Raw genomic sequence first — 13,242 nt, forward strand, 5'->3', positions numbered from 1 at the left:
CCACTATATCATTTATAGCTTTAGTGTATAGGTGTGGAGATAAAATAATATGCAATAAAAAAGGGTCGCTTTTGCGACCCTTTGTTTTAAAAACCAGAAAGAATTAAAGGTTATTTTTTCCCTTCAACCCATTTGCCATCAACATAAAATGCTGACCAGCCAGTTGCCTTTCCGTCTTTTTCCGAAGAGACATATTGCTGCCTGGTTTTCCGGCTAAAACGAACCATTGTCTTATTACCTTCTGGATCTTGCTGTGGCGCATCAGCCAGATAACGCAATTTTTCTGGTAAACGGTCGCGGAAGCGATAAAGCTCTTCCACCAGCGGCGCACGCGTTTCACGTGATTTCGGGAAAGTATTGGCCGCCAGGAACACGCCGGCAGCGCCGTCACGCAACACGAAATAAGCATCCGATTTTTCGCACGGTAATTCTGGCAGCGGAACCGGATCTTCTTTCGGCGGCGCGACTTCACCGTTACGTAAAATCTTACGTGTGTTTTTACACTCTTCATTGGTGCAAGCCATGTACTTACCGAAACGCCCCATTTTCAGGTGCATTTCAGAACCACATTTTTCACACTCAACGATCGGGCCGTCATAACCTTTAATACGGAATTCGCCCTCTTCGATCTCGTAACCGTCGCAGGTTGGATTATTACCACAGACATGCAACTTACGTTTTGGATCGATGAGATAGCTGTCCATCGCTGTACCGCATTTCGGGCAACGACGTTTGGCGCGCAGCGCGTTGGTTTCAGCGTCTTCGCCTTCCAGCACGTTAAGCACTTCGTTTTCCGGCACCAGGTTGATGGTGGTTTTGCAACGCTCTTTCGGCGACAGCGCATAACCGGAACAGCCCAGGAATACCCCGGTGCTGGCGGTGCGAATCCCCATTTTTCGACCACAGGTCGGGCAGTCAATGCTGGTCAGAACCATCTGGTTCGGGCGCATACCGCCCTCTTCCGGATCTTTTTCCGCTTTATCAAGCTGCTGAGTGAAATCAGAGAAGAAGTGATCCAGTACAGCTTTCCACTCTGCTTCGTGATTTGCCACCTGGTCGAGGCTGTTTTCCATCTGCGCGGTAAAGTCGTAATTCATTAACTCGCGGAAATTTTCTTCCAGGCGATCGGTAACGATCTCACCCATTTTTTCCGCATAGAAGCGACGGTTTTCCACACGCACATAGCCGCGATCCTGAATGGTCGAAATGATCGACGCATAGGTAGACGGACGACCGATCCCGCGTTTTTCCAGTTCTTTAACCAGTGAAGCTTCGCTAAAACGGGCTGGCGGCTTGGTAAAGTGCTGCGCAGGCGTCAGTTCAACAAGCGACAGGGAGTCACCTTTATCGACAGCCGGTAAAATACGATCTTCATCGCCTTTACGCAGCGCAGGCATAACTTTCGTCCAGCCGTCGAAACGCAGAATACGACCGCGCGCTTTCAGGCGGAAGTCACCCGCGCCAACGGTCAGCGTGGTGGAGTCATATTTCGCTGGGGTCATTTGACAGGCAACAAACTGACGCCAGATTAACTGGTACAGTTTCTGCGCATCTGCTTCCATATCTTTCAGCGATTCCGCCATCACATTGACATCTGAAGGACGAATCGCTTCGTGCGCTTCCTGTGAGTTTTCTTTGCTGGCGTATTGGTTCGGGCTTTCCGGCAGATATTTATTACCAAAATTATCGCTGATATAACCGCGAACCATGTTTACCGCGTCCTGACTCAGGTTAGTGGAGTCGGTACGCATGTAAGTGATATAGCCAGCTTCATACAGACGCTGCGCCATCATCATGGTTTTTTTCACACCAAAACCAAGACGGGTGCTGGCAGCTTGTTGCAGCGTAGAGGTAATAAAAGGAGCGCCTGGTTTACTGGTTGTCGGTTTGTCTTCACGTTCCAGCACGCTGTAGCGCGCTTTTTCAAGCAGACTTACCGCAGCCTGAGTTTGTTCTTTGTTGACCGGGCGGAACGGTTTATCGTTCTGATGAGTCACCTGCAAAGCCAACGCTTCACCAGACGGCGTAGTCGTACTGGCATCGACTTCCCAGAATTCTTCCGGCACGAACGCTTTAATTTCACGCTCACGCTCAACCACCAGGCGAACCGCTACGGATTGCACACGCCCGGCGGAAAGACCGCGAGCGATCTTTTTCCACAGCAGCGGAGAAACCATATAACCCACGACGCGATCCATAAAGCGACGCGCCTGCTGGGCATTAACACGATCAATATTCAGTTCGCCGGGTTTGTTGAACGCCTGGCGGATCGCGTTTTTAGTAATTTCGTTAAACACCACTCGGCTATAGCGAGCTTCATCACCCCCAATCACTTCCCGCAGGTGCCATGCAATGGCTTCCCCTTCGCGGTCAAGGTCGGTTGCGAGATAGATGTGGTCGGCTTTTTCAGCCAGTTGTTTCAGTTCAGAGACGACCTTCTCTTTACCAGGCAACACTTCATAGTGCGCCTCCCAATTGTGCCACGGGTCAACCCCCATACGGTTGACGAGAGCGCCACGTTCATCCTTTTTAGGCTTTTTAGCCGTTTTGGTGGAGGTAGAGTCGGCACTCTTTTTAGCAGCTGAGCCACTGGTCGGCAAATCGCGGATGTGACCGACACTGGATTTCACCACGTAGTCACTACCCAGATACTTGTTGATCGTTTTGGCTTTTGCCGGGGACTCAACGATGACAAGAGCTTTACCCATATTCACCTTACCTAATTTGATTCTTCCAGGAATGCGTCGCACATTGATAAACCTTCCACTGGCAACGAGTTACCGATATGGACTCGCTCTCTGCGGATATCAACCCCTTGTCGTGACTCTGTTCACGAAAATTCCGGTGACTGAGTTAACAGGTCTTGGCCTACAGGCGCTATAGCACGACGGAATTTTGGTCGAATGTCAAGCAAATCTATTGCCAGATTGACGAAAGCGTCACACTGTACCTGATAAAATCCGTTACGCAACTTTATTAGCATGCAAAATCCAAAGTTGCCAGTAAGGCGCTCCTGACGCCAGCGTGGTATATTTGTCTGCATGCCATGCCTGGCGTAGACTAATGTCCTTGTTTAAGGAGTAAATAATGAACAAAGAGACACAACCCATCGACCGCGAAACGCTGTTGAAAGAGGCCAACAAAATCATTCGTGAGCATGAGGACACACTCGCAGGAATTGAAGCCACCGGCGTCACGCAGCGTAATGGCGTGCTGGTGTTTACTGGCGATTACTTTTTAGATGAGCAAGGGCTGCCGACAGCGAAAAGCACTGCGGTGTTTAATATGTTCAAACACCTGGCACACGTGCTCTCGGAAAAATATCATCTGGTAGATTAAAGCAAAACGCGAGGCCTGAACCTCGCGTTTGTCTTTTACATCAAAGGCTTTTGCCCACGCTGCCACCAGCGTAGCAACAATCGATCGACGCTCTCTGCCGCACTGCCGGTAAACCGATCGATTAACCGTTTACGCTGCATATAACGCACATTGACCACTTCTCGACCGTCCATCAGATTAAGAATCACTTCATCACTGGTGTTGATTTCGTCAACCAGGCCTTTCTCTACCGCCTGTTGCCCGTACCAGTGTTCACCGGTAGCCACCTCTTCAATATCCAGAGACGGACGCATACGTTTTACAAAATCTTTAAATAGCTGATGTGTTTCGTTCAGTTCTTCGCGGAATTTTTCGCGCCCTTCTTCAGTATTTTCACCCAGCAATGTCAGCGTGCGCTTATATTGCCCGGCAGTATGCAGTTCAATATCAATATCTTTACTTTTCAGGAAGCGGTTAAAGTTGGGCATTTGCGCTACCACACCGATGGAACCAACAATGGCAAACGGCGCAGAAACAATTTTGTCCGCCACACAGGCCATCATGTACCCGCCGCTGGCAGCCACTTTGTCTACCGTAACGGTTAAAGGAATGTTTTTATCGCGCAGACGCCGCAATTGTGAGGCTGCCAGGCCATAACCATGAACCATACCGCCGGGGCTTTCCAGACGCAAAACAACCTGATCCCTTGGCTTAAATGCCGCGAGTACTGCGGTTATCTCTTCACGTAATGAGTTAACTTCATGCGCGTCCATGCTGCCTTTGAAATCCAGTACCCAGACGCGGGGTTTACTGTCAGTCACCACCTCACCCAGTTTGGCTTTTGCTTTCGCTGCTTTCGCTTCTTGCTTGTGCTTTTTCTTCTGCGCTTTGTGCCACTGCTTTTGCTGATGCGGATCCATCAGCGCTGCTGCCAGTTCTTCTTTCATCTCCTTATATTGTTCGCTGAGATTGTTAACCCGTAACTCGCCACGCTGGCGTTTATTACGTTGAGCAACATTGACAATAATGGCGGCAACAGCCGCAATCGCCACAACAACAGTGACAATTTTCGCCAAAAACAAACCATATTCAGACAACAATTCCACGAGTCCCACCTTGGTTAAACAACGCTTTGCCTCACAGTTTACAACAGGCACGTTAAGCCGTCTCGCAGAGATATTCTTGACGAGAAAGTATGACAAAGTATTCATTTTGCGGCGTTATCGCCCCTGGCTGATTGAAATGCGCCTCTGTTTAAGGCATAACCCCTCAAAGTCATAAAGTACACTGGCAGCGCGACTGATGATGTCGTTGAGGAGTAGCCATGCATTACCAACCAAAACAAGATTTACTCAATGATCGTATTATCCTGGTAACCGGCGCCAGCGACGGCATTGGTCGTGAAGCCGCTCAGACTTATGCGCGTTATGGCGCGACAGTGATTTTACTGGGACGTAATGAAGAAAAATTACGTCAGGTCGCCCAGCGTATATTCGAAGAGACCGGACGTCATCCACAGTGGTTTATTCTCGATTTACTGACCTGCACATCCGAAGATTGCCATCAACTGGCACAGCGCATTGCCGTTAATTATCCGCGTCTGGACGGCGTTCTGCATAATGCCGGATTGCTTGGCGAAGTTTGCCCGATGAGTGAACAAAATCCGCAGGTCTGGCAGGATGTCATGCAGGTCAACGTTAATGCCACCTTTATGCTGACCCAGGCACTGCTTCCTTTATTACTCAAATCGGACGCCGGTTCGCTGGTCTTTACCTCATCAAGCGTCGGGCGTCAGGGTCGGGCTAAGTGGGGTGCATACGCTGCCTCAAAATTTGCCACCGAAGGAATGATGCAGGTACTGGCCGATGAATATCAACAGCGCCTGCGCGTGAACTGCATTAACCCAGGCGGTACGCGCACCGCCATGCGTGCCAGCGCCTTCCCGACGGAAGATCCGCAGAAACTCAAAACCCCCGCTGATATCATGCCACTTTACCTCTGGCTGATGGGCGATGATAGCCGCCGTAAAACCGGCATGACCTTTGACGCCCAACCGGGCCGTAAACCAGGAATTTCCCAATGAGTGATGAACGCTACCAACAGCGTCAGCAGCGAGTTAAAGAAAAAGTGGATGCCCGTGTGGCGCAGGCCCAGGATGAACGCGGCATTATTATCGTTTTTACTGGCAATGGAAAAGGCAAAACCACAGCGGCATTTGGTACGGCAACACGCGCAGTAGGTCACGGAAAAAAAGTGGGCGTCGTGCAGTTTATTAAGGGCACCTGGCCTAATGGCGAACGAAATCTGCTGGAGCCGCACGGCGTTGAGTTTCAGGTAATGGCAACCGGCTTTACCTGGGATACACAAAACCGCGAGTCCGATACCGCCGCCTGCCGCGAAGTCTGGCAACATGCAAAAAGAATGCTGGCTGATTCCTCACTGGATATGGTTTTGCTCGATGAGCTGACGTATATGGTGGCGTATGACTATTTGCCACTGGAAGAAGTGGTGCAGGCGTTAAATGAACGTCCACATCAACAGACGGTGATTATCACGGGTCGTGGTTGTCATCGGGATATTCTTGAATTGGCGGATACGGTAAGTGAATTACGCCCCATCAAACATGCGTTTGATGCCGGTGTAAAAGCGCAGATAGGGATTGATTACTAATCTGTAAAAATGCCGGATATGACGTCCGGCATACTTTGATTAACCGTTATTATTACGTCCGCCAGAACGACGACCGCCGCTCACCTGACTGTGACGTTTCACCGCACGACGAATCTGATTCGCCTTCATGCGACGACGGTCTTTTTCTACAGCGACTTTAGAGCTAGTTTCTGGCGGTAGCTCCACCAGTTCGCGCAGATAGTTAGTCTGGGCGAGATCCAGCTCCGTCCAGCCACCGCGTGGCAGACCTTTTGGTAGTGGGATATCACCGTAACGCACACGAATCAGGCGGCTAACCTGGACGCCGACCGCTTCCCACAAACGACGAACTTCACGGTTACGGCCTTCGGTCAGAGTAACGTTGTACCACTGGTTGATCCCTTCGCCGCCGCTGAACTTAATGGTTTTAAAGGCTGCCGGACCATCTTCCAACTGCACGCCACGACTCAAATCACGCAGTTTCGCGTCGTCAACCTGACCAAATACACGCACGGCATATTCACGTTCAACTTCACGGCTTGGGTGCATTAAACGGTTTGCCAGCTCACCGTCGGTGGTGAACAGCAACAGACCACAGGTATTAACGTCGAGACGACCTACGGCAATCCAGCGTGCGCCACGCAGCTTCGGCAGACGGTCAAACACTGTTGGACGCCCTTCCGGGTCGTTACGGGTACATAACTCACCTTCCGGCTTGTAATAGGCCAGCACGCGACAAATTTGCTCAGCGGACTCACGCACCGAAATCAGGTGACCATCGATACGAATTTTCAGTCCAGGAGTAACTTCAACGCGATCGCCGAGTTTAGCAATTTTGCCATCAACACTCACACGGCCGGCTTCAATAATAGATTCGATTTCACGGCGAGAACCGTGGCCGGCACGCGCCAGCACTTTCTGTAGCTTTTCGCTCATAGAGCTTCCTTTTGGTGTCGCCTTCCCAGGCGTCTGATATGCTTTGTGCAACAGTGAGTCAGAACTTACATCTGACTCACTGATAGTAAAGTCTGTTCGAACTCTTCCGGCCTTAAGTCAACGACATGACGTTTTAACTGGCCTGGCTTTGAGGCGCAACATACTACACTATCTTTAGGGTTAAAGCTTGTTTCGATTAACATCAGCTTGATTACCAGCCACCACCGCCTCCGCCAACTGCGCCACCGCCACCGGCACTACTACCGGAATAACTTCGCCCCAACAAACTGGTATTAGCTCCCAGACTCAGGTGCATCTGTAATGAGAATAAAACGCCGCTACGGGCAATTTCCGGAGCGCGAATAGCCGCTGTAAGTGACGGAGTGATACGTGCTGCCCATTCTCTGCCAAGGTTTGCCGAGACCGCCCAACCTAACAAAGTGTAATCCAGTTTCCGTGTTTCCCCTTTCCGCCGCCGCCCACTGTGCGTTGCCGCCTCTTTACGCGCAAGATAGTTGACGATAGCCTCGCCGTGGGCATAACGTTGCTGCCCAGTTTGTGTAAACTGTGGCAGAAAAATATACCCCAGGGCGGTAAGATACCCCGTCAGGAAAACGGCACTAAAATAACCGGCTGGCATATACCAGTAAAAGAACACATCTCCGACATTGATGTAGAGAGAATAGAAAGCCACGCCTGAACAAATCAGTGGTAAAAACAAAGTGATGATTACACGATTAACGCAAGGCTTGTCATCATCGCGGGCAAACAAAAGCGCAAGGGAAGAAAACAAAAAAGGAAGAAGCCAGCAGGTCATGATAAACATATCAGCCACCAGACTCATACCTGCCCAGCCAACGGGACTCAGGTTTCCATAAAAAATGACTGCTAATATCGCCAGTCCGCCCCATTGCAAAAACGCATCCGGTCGGTAAAACGAAGACTTTTTACGCGGCAGATAAAATTTCTGCATCCGTAAAAATGCCCTGCGTAAGACTCTGTTGCGTCTCCCCGTAAGAACGACCTTATCGCCTTTACGAAATAACGCTTCCAGTAATAACTGCTCTGCGGGCAGTAGTACCTCATTATTTCTGGTCGCGCCTTCATTAACACGAATCAGGATTTGCTGGTTCTTGTCATACAGGTCTTCCAGATGAATTTTTCCTTTCACAATCAGATTTACGATATCGGCACAAAAACCTTTATCGTCGTAAACCAGCTTCGCATCGAGACGCAACATGCCAGGCGTGTAATCTGGGGGAATGATTTCAGTTTCACTCACATCTACCGGCGTAAATTGTGGCCTGCGCTTCCAGAGATATAACCATCCACACACCAGTAACAGACACGGTAACCAAATGATAAGAGACGATGTTGAGGGCAAAAAAAGATGGCTAAAAATATTCGTCGTGTGTTGTGCCGGGGCATTATCCAGCAAGGCATGAGGCCAACGGTAGAGTGCAGTGAAATCTTCACGGTAAAACGGATCGCGGGATTCAATTCTTCCGTCCTCAAGGATGCGGCCATTTCGATATGTGTCGCCCTCTTCTCCAGTAAAGAGATCGATTTCGCTAAATGGATTACCCGTAATATCAGGCAACTTGAGTGAAAATCGGGTCTTATAGATTTCAAACGGCCAGTTATTACCAGTTACGTTCCAGATAAGCAGGTCAGAATCACCCTCACGCAGTACAGCATTTTCAACCTGGTAATGAATTTGATAATGATAATCGCCTTGTGGCAAGAAACGCTGCTTATCGCCCACGACAATACTCATCAACCCGATATGCCAGTCAAGTTGCCAGGGTTCAGGAATACCATCACGAGTGACGCCAATAATGCGATAGTTTAGCAGCGCCGCATCACCATTAGGCTGCATCCATAATCGAGGCAAATCACGATAAAATCCATGCTTAATCTGCTGATTTCTCGCCTGAAAATGAATGTTCTCTTTAATGTCGAGCACCCCATCAGGTTGCATGGTGGCCTCAACATCAAAGAGCGAGATCCCTTCTTCATGATAAGGAATCTCCATGTTTTTCGCGTAACCCAGCGATGAGTAAAGCATCCCAGCTATCAACAGCAAAATGCAGCGAAATGTCCCTGCCATAATCTTCCATCCGTGGAACGCAATTTTTTATAAGAAAGGCTTCACATCACCTACGCCTTCACGCACCACGACTGGCGTATCATCGGTGAGGTCGATGACCGTTGTCGGTTTCTGGCCGAGATAACCGCCGTGAATGATCAAATCCACCTGTTTTTCCAGACGGTCTTTAATTTCTTCCGGATCGGATTCGGTAAATTCGCTGCCCGGCAGCATCAACGAAGTGGAAAGCATCGGTTCCCCCAGCACCTCAAGTAACGCCTGGGCGATGGGGTTTGACGGCACGCGCATCCCGATGGTTTTACGTTTTTCCTGTAACAGGCGGCGTGGCACTTCCTTCGTCCCCTTAAGGATGAAGGTATAGTTACCTGGCGTGTTGTTTTTCATCAGACGAAACGCAACGTTATCCACAAAGGAATAGGTCGAGAGTTCAGAAAGATCGCGACACATCAGGGTAAAGTTGTGACCGTCCGGCAGCTGGCGAATACGACAAATACGCTCCATCGCGTTTTTATCTTCAATTTTACAGCCGAGCGCATAGCCGGAATCAGTTGGATAAACAATCACCCCGCCTTTACGCACGATCTCCACCGCCTGGTTGATCAGACGTTGCTGCGGGTTATCAGGATGAATATAAAAAAACTGGCTCATAATTCCCTCTCTGTGGTGTTCTGCGGCTGTTCCCATAGCTGCCAGACGCCTTCAACGCCTGCGGGCAGCCAGAGTTTACGACCCAGTTCGATCCACGGGCATGGCTGATGAAAATCAGATCCTTGTGATGCCCATAAATGGTGCTGACGCGCAAGTGTCGCCAGTTGGGTGCGTTCATTGGGCGATTGCTGGCACTGCGCGACTTCCATCGCGTCGCCGTGGTGTTCGGCAAAATGCGCAACCAATCTTTTCAGCCATTTAGCACTAAGATTGTACCGCCCAGGATGAGCTAGTACCGCCTTACCGCCAGAATGATGAATGACATCAATAGCTTGTTCTATTGTACACCACTGTGGCGGAACGTATCCGGTTTTCCCGCGCGCCAGATACTTTTTAAAGACATCCGCCATTGAACTGGCTTTGCCGCACTCCACAAGGAAACGAGCAAAATGACCGCGCGTCACCGCGCCGCCCTGCGCCAGCCGTTGCGCGCCTTCCAGCGCACCAGGTATTTGCGCTTTTTCAAGTCTTTCGGCAATTAGCTGCGCCCGCTGATTGCGCCGTTCTGTCTGCTGCGCGAGGAACTCACACATTAGCGGATGAGTAATATCAATATTCAGCCCGACAATATGAATTTCATGATTTTCCCAGACCGTGGAAATTTCCACGCCGGGAATAAGATTCAGCGCCAACCCCGAACGTGAAATTTCCTCTCTTGCTGGCGCGATTGCGGCTGTGGTGTCATGGTCGGTGATCGCCAGGGTGCCGACGCGCATCTCGACTGCACGGTGCACCAATGCTTCTGGCGTCAGACAGCCATCGGAAGCTGTCGTATGGCTGTGCAGGTCGTAAATCACTGCGTAATTCGTGTCGCTCAAGGCGCACTCCCGTTCTGGATAATGTTTTTTGCGCCGACATCATAACGGTTCTGGCAAATATTCTGAAATGAGCTGTTGACAATTAATCATTGAACTAGTTAACTAGTACGCAAGTTCACGCAAAAAGGGTATCGACAATGAAAGCAATTTTCGTACTGAAAGGTTGGTGGCGCACTTCCTGAAACGGGCAGTGTATTCACCATGCGTAAAGCAATCAGATACCCAGCCCGCCTAATCAGCGGGCTTTTTTTTGAACAAAATTAGAGAATAACAATGCAAACACAAAAACCGAATCTCGAATTGCTAACCTGCGAAGGCGCTTATCGCGACAATCCCACCGCGCTTTTTCACCAGTTGTGTGGGGATCGTCCGGCAACGCTGCTGCTGGAATCCGCAGATATCGACAGCAAAGATGATTTAAAAAGCCTGCTGCTGGTAGACAGTGCGCTGCGCATTACAGCACTAGGTGACACTGTCACAATCCAGGCGCTTTCCGGCAATGGCGAAACCCTGCTGACACTACTGGATAACGCCCTGCCTGCGGGGGTGGAAAATGAACAATCACCAAACTGCCGTGTGCTGCGCTTCCCCCCTGTCAGTCCACTGCTGGATGAAGACGCCCGCTTATGCTCCCTTTCGGTTTTTGACGCTTTCCGCTTATTGCAGAATCTGTTGAATGTACCGAAGGAAGAACGGGAAGCGATGTTCTTTGGCGGCCTGTTCTCTTATGACCTGGTCGCGGGGTTTGAAGATTTACCGCAATTGTCAGCGGAAAATAACTGCCCTGATTTCTGTTTTTATCTCGCTGAAACGCTGATGGTAATTGACCATCAGAAAAAAAGCACCCGCATTCAGGCCAGCCTGTTTGCGCCGAATGAAGAAGAAAAACAGCGTCTCACTGCACGTCTGAACGAACTACGTCAGCAACTGACCGAAGCCGCGCCGCCGCTGCCAGTGGTTTCCGTACCGCATATGCGTTGTGAATGTAATCAGAGCGATGAAGAGTTCGGTGGCGTAGTGCGTTCGTTGCAAAAAGCGATTCGCGCCGGAGAAATTTTCCAGGTCGTCCCCTCTCGCCGTTTCTCACTGCCCTGCCCGTCACCGCTGGCAGCCTATTACGTGCTGAAAAAGAGTAACCCCAGCCCGTATATGTTTTTTATGCAGGATGATGATTTCACTCTGTTCGGTGCGTCGCCGGAAAGTTCGCTCAAGTATGACGCCACCAGCCGCCAGATTGAAATCTACCCGATTGCAGGAACACGCCCACGAGGTCGTCGCGCCGATGGTTCACTGGACAGAGACCTCGACAGCCGCATAGAACTGGAGATGCGTACCGACCATAAAGAGCTTTCGGAACATCTGATGTTGGTGGATCTCGCCCGTAATGATCTGGCACGCATTTGCACCCCCGGCAGCCGCTACGTTGCCGACCTCACCAAAGTTGACCGTTACTCTTACGTGATGCATCTCGTCTCCCGCGTTGTCGGTGAATTGCGCCACGATCTTGACGCCCTGCACGCTTATCGCGCCTGTATGAATATGGGCACATTAAGCGGTGCGCCGAAAGTGCGCGCCATGCAGTTAATTGCCGAAGCGGAAGGTCGTCGACGCGGCAGTTACGGCGGCGCGGTAGGTTATTTCACCGCACACGGCGATCTCGACACCTGCATTGTGATCCGCTCGGCACTGGTGGAAAACGGCATCGCCACCGTGCAGGCCGGTGCTGGCGTGGTTCTTGATTCTGTTCCGCAGTCGGAAGCCGACGAAACCCGTAATAAAGCCCGCGCTGTACTGCGCGCTATCGCCACCGCGCATCATGCACAGGAGACTTTCTGATGGCTGACATTCTGCTGCTCGATAATATCGACTCTTTTACTTACAACCTGGCAGATCAGTTGCGCAGCAATGGTCATAACGTGGTGATTTACCGCAACCATATTCCGGCGCAGACCTTAATTGAACGCCTGGCGACGATGAGCAATCCGGTGCTGATGCTTTCTCCTGGCCCCGGTGTGCCGAGCGAAGCGGGTTGCATGCCGGAACTGCTTACTCGTCTGCGCGGCAAGCTGCCGATTATTGGCATTTGCCTCGGTCATCAGGCGATTGTCGAAGCCTATGGGGGTTATGTCGGCCAGGCGGGCGAAATTCTGCACGGTAAAGCGTCGAGCATTGAACATGACGGTCAGGCGATGTTTGCCGGGTTAACAAACCCTCTGCCAGTGGCGCGTTATCACTCGCTGGTGGGCAGTAACATTCCGGCCGGTTTAACCATCAACGCCTATTTTAATGGCATGGTGATGGCGGTTCGTCATGATGCGGATCGCGTCTGTGGATTCCAGTTCCATCCGGAATCCATTCTCACCACCCAGGGCGCTCGCTTGCTGGAACAAACGCTGGCCTGGGCGCAGCAAAAGCTGGAACCCACCAACACGCTGCAACCGATTCTGGAAAAACTGTATCAGGCGCAGACCCTTAGCCAGCAGGAAAGCCACCAGCTATTTTCAGCAGTGGTACGTGGTGAACTGAAGCCGGAACAACTGGCGGCGGCGCTGGTGAGCATGAAAATTCGTGGCGAACACCCGAACGAAATCGCCGGAGCAGCAACTGCGCTTCTGGAAAACGCTGCGCCGTTCCCGCGCCCGGATTATCTGTTTGCCGATATTGTCGGCACCGGCGGGGGGGGGGCGCCACAGAACAAAAAAT

12 protein-coding genes and 1 other annotated feature are annotated in these 13,242 nt (G+C 50.9%); of the genes, 6 read left to right on the plus strand and 6 right to left on the minus strand.

The genetic code is table 11. The features are described from left to right. Positions 1-110: 110 nt before the first annotated feature. The gene (topA, locus tag EQY_RS0105175; RefSeq protein ID WP_024212414.1) at positions 111-2,708 is read right to left on the minus strand and encodes a type I DNA topoisomerase; all 2,598 of its coding nucleotides are present in this window, start codon (positions 2,706-2,708) and stop codon (positions 111-113) included. Positions 2,709-3,087: 379 nt separating this feature from the next. Between topA and EQY_RS0105185 the strand changes: the two genes are divergently transcribed. Next, entirely contained in the window at positions 3,088-3,339 is a 252-nt protein-coding gene (locus EQY_RS0105185; protein ID WP_001031530.1) for a YciN family protein, read from the plus strand. Positions 3,340-3,374: 35 nt separating this feature from the next. Here EQY_RS0105185 and sohB read toward each other — a convergent pair whose 3' ends face one another. Beyond that, on the minus strand, positions 3,375-4,424 hold the full coding sequence (sohB, locus tag EQY_RS0105190; protein ID WP_000422074.1) for a protease SohB: 1,050 nt from the start codon (positions 4,422-4,424) through the stop codon (positions 3,375-3,377). A 218-nt stretch (positions 4,425-4,642) separates the two neighbouring features. On the opposite strand from sohB, the gene EQY_RS0105200 reads away from it, so the two are divergent. After that, positions 4,643-5,401 carry a YciK family oxidoreductase gene (locus tag EQY_RS0105200; RefSeq protein WP_000559296.1) on the plus strand — a complete coding sequence of 253 codons (759 nt, stop codon included), beginning with the start codon at positions 4,643-4,645 and terminating at the stop codon, positions 5,399-5,401. Next, positions 5,398-5,988: a cob(I)yrinic acid a,c-diamide adenosyltransferase gene (gene cobO, locus EQY_RS0105205; protein ID WP_001278904.1), complete on the plus strand. Its 591-nt coding sequence runs from the start codon at positions 5,398-5,400 to the stop codon at positions 5,986-5,988. Before EQY_RS0105200 ends, cobO begins: the two co-directional genes overlap by 4 nt. Positions 5,989-6,027: 39 nt before the next feature. Here the strand turns inward: cobO and rluB are convergent, their stop codons facing one another. The 4 genes from rluB to rnm form a co-directional block, all read right to left on the minus strand. After that, a complete protein-coding gene (gene rluB / locus EQY_RS0105210; protein ID WP_001291217.1) occupies positions 6,028-6,903 on the minus strand; it encodes a 23S rRNA pseudouridine(2605) synthase RluB in 876 nt (291 codons plus the stop codon). Positions 6,904-7,114: 211 nt separating this feature from the next. Beyond that, positions 7,115-9,013 (minus strand): DUF2207 domain-containing protein, encoded by a 1,899-nt coding sequence (locus EQY_RS0105215; RefSeq protein WP_024212415.1) that lies wholly within the window; start codon positions 9,011-9,013, stop codon positions 7,115-7,117. A 27-nt stretch (positions 9,014-9,040) separates the two neighbouring features. After that, positions 9,041-9,661, minus strand: coding sequence for an L-threonylcarbamoyladenylate synthase (locus EQY_RS0105220; RefSeq protein ID WP_001516499.1), 621 nt, complete (start codon positions 9,659-9,661; stop codon positions 9,041-9,043). Beyond that, positions 9,658-10,539, minus strand: coding sequence for an RNase RNM (rnm, locus tag EQY_RS0105225; RefSeq protein ID WP_001285663.1), 882 nt, complete (start codon positions 10,537-10,539; stop codon positions 9,658-9,660). Before rnm ends, EQY_RS0105220 begins: the two co-directional genes overlap by 4 nt. A 137-nt stretch (positions 10,540-10,676) precedes the next feature. On the opposite strand from rnm, the gene trpL reads away from it, so the two are divergent. From trpL to EQY_RS0105235, 3 genes are all read left to right on the plus strand, one after another. Then, the gene (gene trpL / locus EQY_RS24280; RefSeq protein WP_001700591.1) at positions 10,677-10,721 is read left to right on the plus strand and encodes a trp operon leader peptide; all 45 of its coding nucleotides are present in this window, start codon (positions 10,677-10,679) and stop codon (positions 10,719-10,721) included. Next, positions 10,698-10,791, plus strand: a sequence feature (Trp leader region). It overlaps the preceding gene by 24 nt. A gap of 21 nt (positions 10,792-10,812) precedes the next feature. Further along, positions 10,813-12,375 carry an anthranilate synthase component I gene (gene trpE / locus EQY_RS0105230; RefSeq protein ID WP_001194557.1) on the plus strand — a complete coding sequence of 521 codons (1,563 nt, stop codon included), beginning with the start codon at positions 10,813-10,815 and terminating at the stop codon, positions 12,373-12,375. Then, positions 12,375-13,242, plus strand: an 868-nt coding sequence (locus tag EQY_RS0105235; protein ID WP_000763543.1) for a glutamine amidotransferase-related protein, incomplete at its 3' end; no start/stop codon positions are given. The genes trpE and EQY_RS0105235, both read left to right, overlap by 1 nt.

This window comes from Escherichia sp. TW14182, assembly GCF_000208525.1.
In the GTDB taxonomy this organism is placed as follows: domain Bacteria; phylum Pseudomonadota; class Gammaproteobacteria; order Enterobacterales; family Enterobacteriaceae; genus Escherichia; species Escherichia ruysiae.